Here is a 17,253-nt window from a genome sequence, read left to right on the forward strand (position 1 = left end):
AACCCTGCATGTACTCCATCGCCGACGAACTTAACGACCGGCTCACGCAGTCTTAGGGTTCCTCACCTTACGGGAAGTATTCACCAAGCTACGCAACGACAGGGTTGCTGAGACGGCTTGACGCCGCAGGGCCTTCAAGGGAGAACTCGGTTAGACAGATTGGTCATATAGTTTCGCCACCGACCAACCATGAAGCAAGTGAACATACTGTCCACGCACGTGGACAGACACCGAATGGAGTTCACGATGTTGTACATGGCAGCGGTGGATCCGGGCATTACACCGAACACCAACTTTCCGTTTCTCGAGTCGCTCAAGCAGATCGGCGGCGGCATCCTCGTCGGCGCATTCATTGTGATCGCCATCGTGGCGATCATCGGCGCCGCGATGCTCCTGGCCGGCAAACTGAGCCAGTCCTCGCGGCTGGCTTCCGGCGGCGGCATGATCCTGCTCTGGACCGGGCCCGTGGCGGCGATCCTGGGCGGCATCAACGGCTACATCCTGTGGTCGCAGAACGCGTTCAACCTCGGTTTCTAGGTCGCGGCCATGCTACCGATGGTCAAATGCGGTGCCGACGGCTGGTGGCCGCCCGGCTGCGGCATCGTGTCCCAAGCAAATGACGACTTCGCCTCGTCCGTCACGGCCTACATCGCAGGCATCCTGGAGAACATGGCCTCGTGGATGTGGTCATTTATCTCCGGCGCGTTCGGCGTCTCCAACATTGACACCTCCGAATGGGCTATTGTCAGCGGCCTGACGAACTGGTGGATTGTCGTCATGATGACACCCTTGGTCGTCGTCATGATCGTGCAGCTGATCGCAGGACTGGTCAGCCAGCAGCCGCGCCGCATTGGACGTGCGCTGCTCGGCGGTGCCCTGGCTGTTCCGCTGGTGTTCGTGGCCACGGGCCTCATGGGCAAGCTGTCCAGCTTCACCGACTCGGCATCGACGGCGCTGCTGCAGACCCTTGGTACGGATCCCTACGTCGTGTTCATGCGGCTCTTCGGCTTCCAACGTGCACCCCTCGGCTCCGGCCGGACCTGGGACGTGGTCTCGCTCAGCACCGGAACGGCAGCCGGCCCGGTCGGCGGCGTGGTCGTCACCGCCATCGCAGTCCTGGTCGTATGGATCCTGTCCTTCATCCTCATGTGCTCCATGATCTTCCGCTCCTTCGCCCTGATCGTCCTTGCCGCGGTGGCCCCTGTGGCACTCATGCTGCTGCCGTGGGAGCGCACCAAATCGTGGACCCGACTCTGGTGCGAAACGGTCGTCGCCCTCCTGATCGCCAAACCGCTGGCCGCCACCGTGCTGGCAGTGGCCGTGAAACTGTTCGCCAATTCGACGTCGTTCAGCGGGCTCGCCTCCGGCGCCGTCGGCATGGTCCTCGCCTGCGGCGCACCCCTGATGGCCCTGAAACTTGTCAGCTTCGCCGGAGGCGAGATCGCCGGAGCGGCACAGATGGCAGGCGGCGGCCACGTCGCCAGCCGAGCAGGTTCCTTCACCGGACGCCAACTTGGCCGCCAGTTCGGCGGAAAAGTGCACCTGCCTGGCACAGGGGACAAGGGCCCCAGTCCTGTCCCGTCCACTCCGCGCGTGGGGTCCTTGCATCAAAACTCCGTCCCACTAGGGACTCCCGCACCCTTTGGCGGTTCAGGGCCAAAAGGGAGCTCGTCTCGGCCCTCAGGCGGGGCTTGGCCCATGCCCGGTTCGGCGCCGAAGGGCAATGCGGAATCTGGGCACGGACACGACGGCCCCGAAAGGCCAGCTCACGGTCAGCGAAATGTATCAACGCCACAGCCTGCGCAGGCAAAAAGTCCCACGACGTCACGCTATCCGGGCCGGCCAAGAACGACGGCGTCCAGCCCGCCACCGCCTTCACCGGCACCGACGGTGAAACCGCCGGACGTACCAGGGCGGCACGCTACACCCCCGCCGAACCTTCCGCCGCGAACGAATCCGAAGACCGATCCAAGAATTGGAGATGGCAGCCATGACTGAAGACACCCGCACCCTGCAACCGGTCCGCTTCCCGCGCTACGAGCGCCACGGCTTGTTCATGGGCCTGCAGTGGTACCAGCTCACGCTCATCGCGGCCGGCACGCTGGTCGCCGTCGTCGCTTCAGCCACGGGCGGGCCGCCGGCGTTCTTCCTGACGGCGCCATTCTGGCTGGCCGTCATCTTGTTCGGAGTCCTCCACTATGCCCGCATTCCCTACCCCGTGTGGGCCTACACGGCTTCCTTGTTCTTCCTCCGCAGCGTCCTCAATGAAACCAGGTACCTGGCACGGCCGGAGCAGGCACGAAAAACAGGGACTATGGAACTTCCCGGTGGCCTAGGCAGCCTCGAACTCCGCCGCACAACAAAGGCTGAGGCCTTCATGGTTGACCACACTGGCCACGAGGCCATCGTCGCCCTGCGGTGCACCACCAACTCGTTCGCCCTGATGGATGGTGATGACAAGGCGTATGCGGTTCAGGCGTGGTCGCGGGTGCAGGCGGCCATGGCGCGCCGCCCGGCCGTTGCCCGGACCGCCATCCAGGACTACACCGTGCCGTACCCGTCGAGCGCCCTGCGCGCGTACTACGAGCGGGCTGTCCCGCCGGAACGCATTGCGGACGCGCAGTGGGGAGACCAGTCCTACCTGGACCTGATTGAGGCCGCGGGCTCCTCGATGAGCCATGAGATCATCATGGCGATCGTGCTGGACACCGCGAAGGGGCGCCGCCGGATCAAGGACGCCGGCGGAGGAATGGCGGGCCTGGAGTCAGTGCTCCGCTCGGAAGTGGAATCCTTCACCACAGGGCTGAAGACGCACGGCGTCCTGGTGACGGAGTGGCTCTCAGACGCGGCCGTGACCGCCGTCGTGCGGGGTTCATTTGACCCGGAAGCCGTGGCCAAGTGGGCCTCGGCCACAGGCAAGGAACTGCCGAAAGTGTCCGCCGGCCCCATGGCCGCCGAAGAACACTGGACCTACCTGCGGACGGATTCCGGCTTCCACCAAACGTTTTGGGTGGCGGAGTGGCCGCGCCAGCAGGTCTTCCCCGGCTTCCTGCATCCGCTGATCTACGTGGGCGACTTCCGGCACACCGTCACCCAGGTCATCCGCGCCGTGCCCACGGACCAGGCCCTGCGGGACATCCGCTCCGCCCAGGAGGCCCACGACACCCGGCGCCGCATCAACGCCCGCCTGGACCGCCCCTTAACCCGCGAACAGCGCGCCGAGGAGGAGGAAGTCGCCCAGCGCGAGGAGGAAATTGTCGCCGGTCACGGGGATGTGCGCCCCGCAGCCTATGTAACCATCACCGCGGACACCCTGGACGGGCTGTCCCGGTGCCGGCAGGAACTCGAATCCGCGGCTGCCGGCGCGTTCGTCGAGCTGCGGCTGATGGCCGGACAGCAGTGGCCTGCCTTCATCGCCGGGGCGCTACCGCTGGGAAGGGGATTGAAATGAGCAAGCACGTGGGAACCGTGGGCTTCGCACCCGCCGGGGAGACCCATGGCCAACGGCAGGCACGACGGCGGCGCGAACGTTCCCTGGCCACCTCACCCAAGCTGTCCTTGCAAGAGCTGAGGGCCCAGCGGGCAGCCGACAAAGGCGAGGCCGGTTCGACAGGGGACTGGGGCAACCGGGCCGGCGCCACCTTGTGGGGCCCGCACCGAGCCCAGCCGGCACCCCACCGGGCCTCGACCCTGACCATGGCCGCAGCCTATCCGTTCCTCACAGAATCCGGCCTTGGCCCCGAGGGCACCTACATCGGCAAGGATCTGTTCGGCTCCGGCGCGTTCTGCTATGACCCCTGGGTCATGTATGACAAGGGCTTCATCAGCGGCCCCTCGATCGTCGTCATCGGCACCGTCGGCACCGGCAAGTCGATGTGCGGCAAGTCCCTCGTCACCCGGTCCATCACCCTGGGCCGCAAAGCTGCGGTGGCCTCCGACCCGAAGGGGGAGTGGGTTCCCGTAGCCAACGCCATCCCCGGCGGGAAAGTCATCTCCGTCGGTCCCGGCCGGGTGGCCAGGGTCAACCCGCTCGACGCAGGCCCGCGCTCCAGCGCCCTCACCGACGCCCAATGGCAGGCCGTCGTCCGCCAGCGCCGCCGCCACCTCCTCGTCGCGCTGGTCTCCCTGATGCGCCCCGGCGTCCCGCTGACCCCGGTGGAACACACCGCCCTGGACATGGCCCTCTCAGACGCCGTCGCCGCCAACACCACCCCCACCCTGCCCATGGTGCTCGAGTACTTGCTTAACCCAACCCCGGCGACAGCCGCGCTCGTCGGACCCAACGGGGGGACCGGCGTCGGCCATTCACTCCGGCGCACAGTCTCCGGCGACCTGGAGGGCATGTTTGACGCCCCGTCCACGGTCGCGTTTGACGCCGACGCCCCGATCATGGTCCTGGACACCTCCGCTCTCATCGGCGCCTCGGAACAGGCGTTGTCCCTGGCCACGGTGTGCGGTGCCACGTGGCTGGAGGCGGCAGTGACCAACCCCGGCGGCGCCAAGCGCCTCGTCGTCTATGACGAGGGCTGGCGCATGCTCGCGGACCCCTACATGCTGGCAAAAATGAGCGAGCAATGGCGGCTGGCGCGCAGCTACGGCATCGCGAACCTGCTCATCATGCACAAAATCGCCGACCTCAACGAAATTGGCGACAGCACCAGCGGCCTGCGGCAAAAAGCCCTCGGCCTGCTCACCGAGGCCGACACTCGGGTCATCTACCGGCAAAAACATGACGCCATGCGCCTGACCAAGGAAGCCCTCGGCCTCACCGAAGCCGAATGCGAACACGTGGAAAACCTGCCCAAGGGCGTGGGCCTGTGGAAGGTCGGAAACCGCTCCTTCATCGTCGCCAACCAGGTCACCACCGACGAACTCGCCGTCTTTGGCACCGATGAAAGGATGCTCTGATGCCACGCCGCCTCGACGACGGCAACCCGCTGGTCTCCATCGGGCTCGCCGCCACCGCCGGATACGTGGTCCTCGACCTCCTCGTGGAGGCCGCCGCCCACCTCGCCTACGCTTCCCACTGCGGCACCAACGCCCCCTGGGACTTCAACCCCACTGCGCCGCTACTACTCCTATCGGGGCGGATGCAGTGGGCCCAACCAGGCGGGGGAGCCTGCAGCATCGGGGCCGGGCAGGTGTGGCTCATCATCGCACCCGCCCTCGCATTCATGGCCCTCGCAGCGATCGCAGGCACCCTCGCCTGGCACTCCTGGCGACAGTCCGGCGCCTGGCTGCGGCAGGACATTCTCAAGCGAGACGGCGTGGCCCGGCGTGCGGAGATCGCCCGGGAGTTCGGTGCCCGGGCCGCCCTCAAACGCGGCCGCTACACCCGGCCCGGCGCGAAAGACCCCAAGGTGGAAGAGGTGTCCTGGACGATAGGGAAGTCCCGCGGCGTCACCGTCCACGTCTCCACGGAGGAATCCCTCGTCATCCAAGGTGCGCCCCGCTCCGGCAAGGGCCTCTACGTCATCATCAACGCCATCCTTGACGCACCCGGCGCCGTCGTCACCACGTCCACCCGCGCCGACAACCTCGTCGTCACCATGAAGGCCCGCGCCACCAACGGCCGCCCCGTCACCGTCTTCGACCCCCAAGGCATGTCAGGCCTGCCCTCCACACTGCGCTGGTCACCCGTGCGCGGCTGCCAGGACCCCGACGTCGCCACCCGCCGGGCCCTGGTCATCTCCGCCGATGCGGCCCTGAAAGGGGAGAACGCCGCCTGGCAGAAACGCTCCCAGATTGTCCTCCAGTGCCTGCTCCATGCGGCCGCATTGGACGGGGAGGGCGTGGCATCCTTCCGGCGCTGGGCCTCGAACCCGGTGCTGGCGCGGGAGGCCCTTGACATTCTGGGCCGGCCCGAGGCGGCCCTGGGCTGGCAGGCGGACCTGATGGGCATCCTCCACGACGATCCCCGCAACACCTCCAACTCCTGGATCGGCGTGACCGCCGCCGTGGCACCCCTGTCATCGCCCAAGGTCCTGGCCGCCCTGAACCCCCTGGGGGCTGGCGAGCAGTTCGACCCCAAGGCCTTCATCGAGCAACGCGGCACACTGTACTTGATCGGCACCAAGAGCGGCGCATCTGCCGCCGGGCCTTACCTGTCTGCGCTGATCGATGACATCGACAATGCCGCCCGCGAAATGGCCTTCGTGGCGCCCGGTGGCCGGCTGGATCCGCCCCTCTCGCTGATCCTCGATGAGATCGCGAACCTCTCACCGTGGCCGGGCCTGCCGGTGGTGCTCTCCGACGGCGGCGGCATTGGCATATCCACCATCGTGGTGTTGCAGTCCCTCTCCCAGGCCCGGTCCGGCTGGTCCATGGACGAGGCCGCGACCATCTGGGACTCCGCCATCATCAAGGTCATCTTCGGCGGCGGCTCCGACGAACGGGACCTCCGCGCCCTGGCGGGCCTCATCGGGGAACGGACCCTGACCTTCAACACCAGGTCCTGGTCCGCCCAGGGCAGGCAGGACGGTGAACAGATCCGAGAATCGCCCGTCATCCCGCTCCACGAAATCCGCCGGCTCCCCGCCGGGACGGCCATCATGCTCGGCCGCCGCAGCCGGCCCATCCTGCTGGACCTGCGCGAATGGCACAAGCGCAAGGACGCGGCACAACTCGGACGGTCCAAGGAACAAACCGAGCTCGAATTGCTCACCGGGCACCTCAAACGACAACACGACCAACAAGCGGCCATCACCGCAGACAACCAGGAGGCATGACCATGGACGACGAAGACGAATCCTTTGAATACGACGTCGCAAACGGCGCTGAAGACAACTTCGCCGAGCTGCTCTTCGGCTCCACGAAGGGACTGCGCTCCGAACGGGTGCCCATGACGTACCGCTGGAGGGACATGGACCCCCGCACAGCCAGCCACGTCTGGGACCACCTGGGCAAGTGGGTCCAATGGCTGGTGGCAACCTACCACCTGACAAGTTCCGTGGTCCCGGACTGCTGGTGGCGGCACTCGGAGATCGTTGCCGAGCTCTACGCACTCCAGCGGGCCGAGCAGGCCTCCTACACCGAGGACGACGGCGGCTTTGGCCCGCTGGGTTTTCATGAACGGCTTGAGCACTGCATCGCCCGGCTGCGGGAGGAAACCCGGACGGCCGGCTGCGTCACCCTGCAACACCACAGGGAACCGCCACAGCGCAGGCTGCCCAGCGACGGACCCGGAGGAACAATGTCGCTATTTGACGGGTCCGGAAATGGGCTGCCAACGCCGAACGAGCCCGGAAAGGAAGGTGGCCGGGATTCGGGCTGTTCCGATTCCTGACCGCAGCGGAGGCACAAAGTCATGGACTCCAACCCAGAATCGGTAAATCGCCGCCTCACTGCCGTTGACCCAAAAGGGGGTGCGCCACTTACGTCGCACCCAGGACCCGAGCAACGCGTTGTCGAGCTCACCGAGGGGCTCTACGCCCTGCTGGCAGATGCTGTCGACGATCCGCGGCAGTGGCACCGGCTCCTCGACGCTTCGGCAACTCTGTGGCGCTACTCCGGCGGCAACGTGGCACTGCTGATGATGCAAATGGCCCAGCGAGGCACAGTGCAGCCCACACTTGTTGCCGGCTACAAGGAATGGGAACGCCACGGCCGCTACGTCCTCAAGGGCGAACACGCCTTGTTTGTCATCGCGCCACGCACGGCCCGGATGGCCGAGGTGGACGCGACGCCGACGAGCTCTGGCTTTGGGGACCAGCCGCTGGCCGAGCTAGGCGACGGGAAAAACAGGTCACGAATCGTAGGCTGGCGGGGACAAGCCGTCTTCGATGTCTCCCAAACCGAAGGGGAACCATTGCTCGTTCCCACATTTCGACCCGAGCTTCCTCCGGATCCCCAAGTTCGAGAACAGCTCTGGGAATCCCTGACGGCCGTGGTGAGACAGGCACGCTACAACCTCGTGGTATCCGACTCACAGGCCGGGCTCGCGGACGGGTTCACCGACCACGCGCGCCGGCTGATCAGCGTCGGTTCCTGGCTGGACCTGGACGACCGTGTCGCCACCCTGGCCCACGAGCTGGCCCACGCCTCACTGCATGTCCCCGGTGACGCCATCGGTGCACTATATGGCAACAGCGCCGAACACCGAGGCCTTGCCGAAATCGAAGCAGAATCCGTCGCCTACGTGGTCCTCCGGGCTCACGGCATCGACCGGGGACCACAATCGGCAGCCTACCTCGCCAACTGGGCCGATGCCGTACTGGAAGCTGAGGCTGACTCGATTCTGCGCTGTTCCAAGGAACGCAAACCCATGTCCCGGGTCGACATCGCCAAATCTACTTTGGGCCGGGTGACGTCCGTGGCCAAGGCCATCCTTGAAACGACGAATCCGCCGGGGTTCGGCGGGAGGTTGGGTTTGGCAGGACCTGTACCGATTCGTTACCGGACAGCGAACGCGCCCACGGTTCACGTAGAGTGGAATCTTCATCGAACGGAATCTGATGCCCGGGGCCCGTCGGCTGTGGGGTGACAGCAAAGCATTTGGTCCGAAAACCAGAATCGCCCAAGCGGGTGGCCATTGTCGATGCCGGTGGGCCACCCGCTTCGGGAGAGGGCGAATTAAGAGCTAAACCGTGAAGTTTGCGTCGTCGTTGAGATCCACGTTCTTGGTTTCAGGCGCCATTGTGGCGCCGATCCAGACGAGAAGGCCGGCGAAGCAAATCATGGCTGCGACAGCCACCTGGTCGAGCATGAAATTGCGGAGTCCTTGTCTGTACCACACACAGATGGCCGGCCGGACTACAGTGAGCACCTGGTGGGTGTCGCCACTGCTGAAGTTCAAGGCGCGCGGCCCGTCCGTCGATTGCACAGTTCATGATCGAAGGCGCGTATCTCGTGGGTGATTCGTCCGCGTGAATCATGGGCCATGACGACGCGGGTGCCGCGATCCACTAGGGTGTCTAAAATTCGATATGACTCGGCACGCGGAGTTCGAACAGTGAGTGCACGGAGATCCTGATCAGGGCCACAACGGTTGGCCCCGGCGGACAACAGGTGCGCCTCAAATGTAGTCCGTTGCCGATCAGCGTCGTGGTAGGCGTTCCGGTACGTCTCGTAAATAACGATGGATGCCGGCGTTCGACGAATACGTTTTGAGACACGGTCGTGAGACTTGCCGGTCAGGACGAAATCGCAACACGCCGCGATCATCGGGACTTTGGCTCGGCCGCGGCTGCTTGGTCCATGGGACGTCTCATATCCCTGGGGATACAAGACATTTGCGGAAATGCCGAGCTTCGGCGTCGAATCCCGACTCGCGTTCACAGCGGTCTAAGCTCGCTGTCATGGACAACGATCTTCTGAAGGGAACTCGACGCGTAGGGAACCTCGTCGATTTCAATGCGAATACCCCACCTGTTTCCGCCACGCTGGTGCGCGAAGATGAGGGTATCAGCCTAACCGTTCCGTGGAGCGGAAGCGACGATTACTACTCGTCGTGGTTCATGGGCGAGCACACACGGCGTCCGGAGTTGGCAGTCTGGCCGCCTATGCCCAAAAGGCTCTTGTTCCAGGACTCCCACGGGTCTGTGCTCTTGGTCGATTGTTGGGCGAGGGGATTTCACACCAATTTTTCGACCGGTACCGGGCGAGTTTGGGCGCGGTATGCGGTCCTGGGCGTCGATGGCGACATCGACTACTCCGTTGTTAATGGCGTCCGATCTGAGGTTACTGGGCTACGGGAATGGCTTGGCGTTGAATCTTTCAAGGAAGACTACGACTTTGAATCCCGTGTTCTTACGATCAAAGCAGTATCAAGCGAACCGATCGAAGTAAGTTCACTCCTGAAGTTCCGCCCGAGTTGGGACGTCACCCGCGACGGTCACGAATCAACGACGATCAAGAACCTCGTGTTCTGTGAGTCGAGAAGCAGTGATCCCTCTTCCTGGAAAGACCTCATGGGGGCACATTGGGGCATTAGGGATCTACTTGTTGTTTCGCGATGGGTGCAAGAGACGTGCACCATACTTCAAGCGCAACACGCCGACGACCCACTTAAAACTATGGATGGCGCCGAACATGGCGAACAATGGCGAACGGTGATTGAGCCCCACTCCGATCCGTCGCCGTCGCCGCCGACGGGACAGCGCCCTCATCTAGTGGAATATTCAGACCTCGGCCCGAACGGGATCGCTCTTTGGCTTTCGCTCCGCGAACGGTTCCAGAGAGCACTCGATCCGATCATTTCAGACCGTTTTATCAGCAAGGTGGGTGCCATAACCCATATGGCACAGGTCGGACCGGGTCTCGAGGCACTTGGATTTCTGATCATGCAGACAAAGGATGGAATGAGCGCCTCAGAAGCCAATCGAAAGCCTCTTCGTGCACGGTTGGACCGGATCCTTCGCGAAATAGAGGACGTCGTGCCTTTTGATGGCAGTGACTGGGCTGCCGGAATGACAGAGGCCTACAACGGGATAAAGCACGCAAACCGCGACCTCCCCACCGAACTAGAATTGCTTAACCGGTGGCGAGAATCGGTCCTCGCAGTGCGCATTTGGGTTGCTCGAGAGCTCAGGGTAAAGGCAGAAGATATCCGTAGTCGACTGGAGCGCGACCCGCAGACTACGCCATACGTCACTAGGACTTGAACTCCCACGCCTTGCCATGCCGAGGCGGCCGAGCCCGTGTCTCGTAGCTGAAGTGCCTCATAACGGACGGGTTTAGAGACACTTCAGTTACGAGACGCTGAGCTGCCGTAATCATCGAATTCATGTGCTTGAAATAAGGCTAATCAAAGATGCAACTGAACCTTGGTGAACTCAAATGTGTAGCTGTTGCAGGCATGCAACTTCCCGGCCGAGTTCGATCATCCCTGCTCCGGCCCGCGATAGATCCAGCCACCGTCCGGAACGTATCCCGATCATCGGCCGCCACAAACTGTTTCACATACCCGACCTTCGGAGCATCAGCGGCCGGCTGCGACTCAAAAGCTTGGTTCTACATTTCCGCCTCCATTGCCAACTGCAAGATCTCCATGCGGGAGTGTTCGGCAGGATCGGCGGTCAACTGCTGCGCCATCTGGAAGAAGTCCTTGACCATTGAGAGCTTGAACGTGTTCACCTGATCTGTGTTCCGCTGCTAAATCACCGACAATGACGCCTGCGGCTCGGTCAACATTGCGACACGGGGAGGATTTCGGGCGCTTGGGAGCCGTCGCCTTTCAAACACGACCTCCTTTCCAAACTTTTCAAGGTCGTCGTTGTTGATTAACAGCAGCGGCACGTTTTTGAGTTGGACGCCCGAGCATTCCGTGATGGTCAGTGCAGAGACGATCGGTGCGCCTTATGTGGCGCGTTCGATTGGTATAATTAGCTGTTCATTGTTTTCCTTTCAGGGAATAAGAAAGCCGCCCACGGTAGGTGGTGGCTTTACTTTAATTTGGGTAGGGGTATCGGGTGGGGTTCAAGAACTGGTGGCTGAACACCACATCAAAAATTCCAGCTGTCCGAATTTACCGGACGGCTGTCAACAACGCTAGTCAGGGCCGCGTTACGAGAAGCCAGTCACTCTTTGAACATGGTGCTCAAGACGTCAAGATGCGAGTTAACTTCACCTGCATCATGCCTCAAGGGTGGCTCTTCCCAAACAGGGAATCATTTGAGCACTTCGTCAGAGAAGTCGAAAGTATCGCACCTACATTCCCCTTCAAGCTCAAGTTCCGCGATGAAGGTATTGGGTTTTCAGACCAGCTAGAGCGATATTTCGCTTCGACACTGAGCCAACGTCGGACTGTCCTCATAGAATCAACCTCGCTTGATCACCAGGATTCAGTCATTTTCCATACAACGGGCGATTACTCAGTAGCTGCAATTACTAATGACAAGACACGAATCGAAGTTCGACTGGTTACCACGGATACAGCAATGGCAGACATTATTGGCAATGGAATAGTAAACGCCCTGTTCCTATACGCCAATCCACGTCCCCTGCGTGGGAGAAAAGCAAAGTTGCCCGTCATTCAGCCCATCGACGTCTACAACCAAGAATTTGAGGAGTTCAAGATCAAGCAGACGTGGCGCACAGTCTGGATCTCAGGGGGCATCTCGGTAGGCGTTGCAATCATCGCTGTCATCGGAAGGGTTTTCTTTGGTAGCTAAGGCGCGTTAAGCGGCTCATCATAGATGGCACATGAATCCAAGGACTGGGGCAGCGTGGTGTCTCATAACCCAAGTGTCTCGAAACGCATGGGATGCAAGATAGCCTGCGCTCTCGTAGCTGCGGTCTATCGAGACGTTCGGAATCTCGATTCCGAGCGACACTCGAATGCGCCATAGAGTGCCGAACGCCGCACCATCGCCTCCTCATTCAAGGACACAGGACTCCGAGGCGCGGCCACGGTCCAATGCAACCAGCCGGAATGCGGCAAGATGATTGCATGGGATCTGCAACATTCGAGGACGTGCTTGACCGGCTGTACTTCACTGCCATTGACCAGAAGGACAAAGGCAGCAAGTTTGAGCGGTTGGTCAAGCGGTATCTGCAGCTGGAGCCGAAGTATGCAGACCAGTTTTCAGATGTCTGGATGTGGCAGGATTACCCTGGCCGGGACGGCAAGGTGGACACCGGCATAGACCTGGTCGCCAAAGACCGGTACACGGGCGAGCTGACGGCTATCCAGTGCAAGTTCTATGACCCGATGTCCACGCTGCAGAAGGCGCAGATCGACTCGTTCTTCACTGCTGCCGGCAAGACCGACTTTTCCTACGGCATGGTCGTCTCCACTACGGACCACTGGTCCAAGCACGCCGAGGATGCACTTGAGGGCCAGTCGAAGGGAATGACCCGGCTACGCTTGAAGGACTTGGCCGAGTCAACGATTGACTGGTCGCAGTTCGACGTCGATGTCCCCGAGCAGATGCGCAAGCTGGACCGCAAGGAACCCCGCATATACCAGCGTGACGCCATCAACGATGTCAAAGCTGGCTTCCAAACCGAAGATCGCGGCAAGCTGATCATGGCTTGCGGTACCGGCAAGACATACACCTCCCTCAAGATCGTGGAGGAACAGGTTCCCATTGGCGGAACCGTGCTCTTCCTCGTCCCCTCAATCGCGTTGCTGCAGCAGACACTGAACGAATGGACCGCCCAGGCCACCGTTCCTCTCCGGGCGTTCGCTGTCTGCTCCGACACCAAGGTCGGCCGCAAGGAGAACGAAGATGTCAACGTCCATGACCTGGCATTTCCGGCCACCACGGACCCAGTGAAGTTGCTGAACCGTGCCCGCATCAGCACGGGGCGGGAGGCCGTGACCGTTGTCTTCTCCACATACCAGTCCATCGATGTCATTGCCCAGGCCCAGCAGCAGGGCCTTGCCGATTTTGCCATGATCCTCTGCGACGAAGCCCACCGAACCACGGGCATTACTGAAGCAGACCATGATGATTCATCCTTCGTCCGCGTCCACGATGAGACGTACGTGAAGGCGGCGAAGCGCCTGTACATGACAGCTACGCCCCGCATCTACGTCCAGGAGTCCAAGGCGAAGGCCGCCGAGGACAACGTGGCGGTCTACTCGATGGACGACGAGGCAGTGTTCGGGCCCGAGTTCCATCACCTCGGCTTCGGAAAAGCCGTCGAGATGGGCCATCTGGCCGACTACAAAGTCCTTGTCCTGGCAGTGGATGAAGAAGCGGTGTCGCGCTCTTTCCAAGGCATGTTTGAGGAGAACGGTGATCTCAAGCTCGACGACGTTGCCCGCATCGTGGGGTGTTGGAACGGCCTTTCCAAACGGGGGGTCAACGGCCAGCGCCTGGACATTGCCGACGCCAGCCCCATGCGCCGGGCCGTGGCCTTCGCCCGCAACATCAAGGAATCGAAGAAGCTTGCAGAGGAATTCGAGCTCATCGGCAAGCAGCTCCTCGTCAATGCAGCCGAAGCGGAGGCAGAGGACGCGTTGAAGCTGGAGGCTGGCCACGTGGATGGGACCTTCAACGTTCTGGAACGTTCCGCGAAACTTGACTGGCTCAAGGAACCGGCAGACGGTAACGTCTGTCGCATTCTTTCCAACGTCAAATGCCTTTCCGAGGGCGTGGACGTGCCCTCCCTGGACGCAGTGCTGTTCCTAAACCCACGGAACTCGCAGGTCGACGTCGTCCAGTCCGTGGGCCGTGTGATGCGCAAGGCTGAGGGCAAGGAATACGGGTACATCATCCTGCCCATCGCTGTGCCGGCGTCCCGGGACCCGGAGACTGCCCTGAACGACAACAAAAAGTACAAAGTTGTCTGGGACGTGCTGCAGGCCCTGCGCGCCCACGATGACCGCTTCGAGGCAATGATCAACAAGCTTGACCTGAACCGCAATGCCAATGATGTCATTGACGTCATCGCGGTCACTGATCCGTTCAACGCGGACGACGGCGGCGCTCCTGCCCAGGAGAAAAGCGGCACTGACACTGGAATTCCCCAGGAGACGCTGTTCGCCCTGGCCAGGGCAGATGAATGGCGGAACGCGATCTTCGCCCGCATGGTTCGCAAGGTTGGCGATCGGCGGTACTGGGAATCCTGGGCCACGGACGTCAAGGACATCGCGGACCGGCACGTGATCCGCATCCGCACCATCCTGGACGGGCCGGATCCCCGGGCCCGCCAAGAGTTCTCCGTCTTCCTGGACGGCCTTCGGGGAAACCTGAACGACGGCATCAGCGAATCAGACGCAATTGACATGCTTTCCCAGCATTTGATTACCAAGCCCGTTTTCGAGGCCTTGTTTGACGGTTACTCCTTTGCCGCCCACAATCCGGTGTCCCAGGTCATGGATTCCATGGTCGCCGTGCTCGAGCAGTACAACCTCGACTCCGAGGTTCAGAATTTGGAAGACTTCTATCGCTCGGTGCGGATCAGGGCCGAAGGCGTTACCAATGCTGAGGGCAAACAGAAGATCGTCACGGAACTGTACGAACGGTTCTTCAAACTGGCCTTCCCCCGCACCGCAGAATCCCTCGGCATCGTCTACACGCCGGTCGAGGTGGTGGACTTCATCATCCGCGCTGTGGACGACGTGCTGGTCAAGGACTTTAATTCGTCCCTCTCGGCGCCGGGTGTCCACGTTCTCGACCCGTTCGCAGGAACCGGCACATTCACTGTGCGGCTCCTGCAATCGGGCCGGATTAAACCGGCGGATTTGCTGCGCAAGTACACCCAGGAACTCCATGCGAACGAAATCCTGCTCATGGCCTATTACATTGCGGCCATCAACATCGAAGCCACACTGCATGGAATCCTGGAAGACCAGGCTGCAGCCGTAGGAGGGGATCCCGCCGAGGTGGAGTATGTGCCGTTCGACGGCATGGTGCTCACCGATACGTTCCAGATGTCCGAGGACGGCGATACCCTCGACGAGCACGTTTTTACGTCCAACAACGATCGCCTGGTTGCCCAAAACAAGCTCGATATCCGCGTCATAATTGGCAATCCGCCCTACTCGGTGGGCCAGTCCAGCGGCAACGACAACAACGCCAACCTGAAATACCCCACACTGGACGAGTCAATCCGCTCGACCTACGCCGAGAGGTCGACGGCGACGAACAAGAACTCGCTCTACGACTCCTACATCCGGGCCATTCGATGGGCGTCCAACCGGATCCTTGCCTCGCCCGACGGCGGCGTGGTCGCCTACGTCTCCAACGGTGGCTACATAGATGGCAACACGGCAGACGGCCTGCGCAAAACCCTCGTCGGAGAGTTCCACGATATATATGTCTACAACCTCCGCGGCAACCAGCGCACAGCGGGCGAGCAAAGCCGCAGGGAGGGCGGCAAAATTTTCGATTCAGGCAGTCGCAACACGGTGGCCATCTTGATCCTCGTGAAGAAGTCCGGGACGACGCCGGGCGCCGTGCTGCACTACGTGGACATTGGCGACTATCTCGATAGAACGGAAAAACTCGCCCTTGTCGACAGGGCCGGCATTGGCACCCTCGACTGGGCCACCATAACGCCCAACGCCGAGGGTGACTGGATCAATCAGCGCAACGATGTCTTCGAATCTTTCCAGCCTATAGGAGACAAGAAGTCAGGCAGGGGTATTTTTGCCACATATTCTAGGGGGCTGGCCTCAGCTCGCGATGCGTGGGTTTACAACTCCTCTGCTGACAAACTTCGTCACAATGTAGATTCTCTGGTCTCGTTCTACAACAGCGAGGTGGACCGTTACACTTCAGACGGCAAGGGGGTTGGAGTTGCCGGCTTCATCAATACCGATGCAACGAAACTGAGTTGGAACCGGGCCGACAAGGCGCAGCTCAAGCGCGGTACGAAATACGCCGTCCATGATGCTGGCTACCGCACCGCTGCGTACCGTCCTTTCAACAAGCAGAACGTTCACTTCAGCCGCCAGCTCAATGACATGGTTTATCAACTGGAAACCATCTTCCCGACACCTGATATCGAAAACTACGGGCTGATTATTACAGGAGTGGGGGCGGCAATGAATTTCTCTACTCTTGCTGTCGACCATGTGAGTGATTTGTCGCAGTTCGGTGGCCAGACCAATAGTCAGTTCTACCCTCGATACACCTACACAACCTCGGCACCTGGAGACGACTTGTTCTCTTCGGCGGGAGCGTCCTCGTCCCCGGAACGAGCGGACAATATTACGGATGCGACGCTGGCCGACTACCGCGCCGGTTATGGTGCAACGGTCAGCAAGGACGACATCTTTTTCTACGTCTACGGTCTGCTGCACTCGCCCGAGTACCGCGGTGAGTTCGCGGCAGACTTGAAGAAAATGCTTCCGCGCATTCCCAAGGTGCCCGGGGCGGAAAAGTTCATGGCGTTCTCGCAAGCGGGCCGGGAGCTGTCCGCTCTACACATAGGCTACGAACAGCAAAAGCCGTACCATCTGACGGAGGTGGAGACCGCCGTCGTGCCTGCGGAGGACGAGTATGCGAAGTACGCGGTGAAGAAGATGAAGTACGGCGGCAAGGCCGGCGCGTGGGATAAAACAAGGATCATCTACAACAGCCATGTCACCCTCGACGGCGTGCCAGCGCAGGCGCAGAATTACATGCTCGGCGCCCGCTCGGCCATTGACTGGATTCTGGAGCGGTACCAGGTGAAGACGGACAAGGCCTCCGGGATTGTCAATGACCCCAATGACTGGTCACGCGAGCACGGCCAGCCGCGGTACATCATTGACCTGATCGGCCGGATCGTCACGGTGAGCCTGGAGACGAACAGGATCGTGGACGGGCTGCCTTCGTTGGACTTGGCGGAGTGACATCGGTGGCACGTGAAAGTCTT

General features: G+C 61.6%; 12 protein-coding genes. 10 read left to right on the forward strand and 2 right to left on the reverse strand.

What is annotated here, in order from left to right; translation table 11 throughout:
• Positions 1-246 precede the first annotated feature (246 nt).
• From G6N77_RS10800 to G6N77_RS10830, 7 genes are read left to right on the forward strand one after another with little or no spacing between them, the layout of a single operon-like run.
• Positions 247-537, forward strand: coding sequence for a hypothetical protein (locus G6N77_RS10800; protein WP_129545596.1), 291 nt, complete (start codon positions 247-249; stop codon positions 535-537).
• 9 nt (positions 538-546) lie between these two features.
• Positions 547-1,998: a type IV secretion system protein gene (locus tag G6N77_RS10805; protein WP_165182177.1), complete on the forward strand. Its 1,452-nt coding sequence runs from the start codon at positions 547-549 to the stop codon at positions 1,996-1,998.
• Positions 1,991-3,451: an SCO6880 family protein gene (locus tag G6N77_RS10810; RefSeq protein WP_165182178.1), complete on the forward strand. Its 1,461-nt coding sequence runs from the start codon at positions 1,991-1,993 to the stop codon at positions 3,449-3,451. Before G6N77_RS10805 ends, G6N77_RS10810 begins: the two co-directional genes overlap by 8 nt.
• Positions 3,448-4,908 (forward strand): ATP-binding protein, encoded by a 1,461-nt coding sequence (locus G6N77_RS10815; protein ID WP_165182179.1) that lies wholly within the window; start codon positions 3,448-3,450, stop codon positions 4,906-4,908. The genes G6N77_RS10810 and G6N77_RS10815 overlap by 4 nt, the downstream gene beginning before the upstream one ends.
• The gene (locus G6N77_RS10820) at positions 4,908-6,728 is read left to right on the forward strand and encodes a type IV secretory system conjugative DNA transfer family protein (RefSeq protein ID WP_165182180.1); all 1,821 of its coding nucleotides are present in this window, start codon (positions 4,908-4,910) and stop codon (positions 6,726-6,728) included. The genes G6N77_RS10815 and G6N77_RS10820 overlap by 1 nt, the downstream gene beginning before the upstream one ends.
• Before the next feature lie 2 nt (positions 6,729-6,730).
• Positions 6,731-7,285 (forward strand): hypothetical protein, encoded by a 555-nt coding sequence (locus tag G6N77_RS10825; protein WP_165182181.1) that lies wholly within the window; start codon positions 6,731-6,733, stop codon positions 7,283-7,285.
• 21 nt (positions 7,286-7,306) lie between these two features.
• The gene (locus tag G6N77_RS10830) at positions 7,307-8,482 is read left to right on the forward strand and encodes an ArdC-like ssDNA-binding domain-containing protein (protein ID WP_165182182.1); all 1,176 of its coding nucleotides are present in this window, start codon (positions 7,307-7,309) and stop codon (positions 8,480-8,482) included.
• A gap of 96 nt (positions 8,483-8,578) precedes the next feature.
• Here the strand turns inward: G6N77_RS10830 and G6N77_RS10835 are convergent, their stop codons facing one another.
• On the reverse strand, positions 8,579-8,794 hold the full coding sequence (locus tag G6N77_RS10835) for a hypothetical protein (RefSeq protein ID WP_165182183.1): 216 nt from the start codon (positions 8,792-8,794) through the stop codon (positions 8,579-8,581).
• 502 nt (positions 8,795-9,296) lie between these two features.
• Here G6N77_RS10835 and G6N77_RS10840 point away from each other — a divergent pair.
• Positions 9,297-10,601 (forward strand): ApeA N-terminal domain 1-containing protein, encoded by a 1,305-nt coding sequence (locus G6N77_RS10840; protein WP_165182184.1) that lies wholly within the window; start codon positions 9,297-9,299, stop codon positions 10,599-10,601.
• Positions 10,602-10,950: 349 nt separating this feature from the next.
• Here G6N77_RS10840 and G6N77_RS20120 read toward each other — a convergent pair whose 3' ends face one another.
• Positions 10,951-11,073, reverse strand: coding sequence for a hypothetical protein (locus G6N77_RS20120; protein ID WP_276609794.1), 123 nt, complete (start codon positions 11,071-11,073; stop codon positions 10,951-10,953).
• Between the two features lie 335 nt (positions 11,074-11,408).
• On the opposite strand from G6N77_RS20120, the gene G6N77_RS10845 reads away from it, so the two are divergent.
• Entirely contained in the window at positions 11,409-12,110 is a 702-nt protein-coding gene (locus tag G6N77_RS10845) for a hypothetical protein (protein ID WP_165182185.1), read from the forward strand.
• Positions 12,111-12,388: 278 nt separating this feature from the next.
• Entirely contained in the window at positions 12,389-17,230 is a 4,842-nt protein-coding gene (locus G6N77_RS10850; protein ID WP_165182186.1) for a DEAD/DEAH box helicase, read from the forward strand.
• Positions 17,231-17,253 lie beyond the last annotated feature (23 nt).

It is taken from the genome of Arthrobacter silviterrae (assembly GCF_011045165.1).
In the GTDB taxonomy this organism is placed as follows: domain Bacteria; phylum Actinomycetota; class Actinomycetes; order Actinomycetales; family Micrococcaceae; genus Specibacter; species Specibacter silviterrae.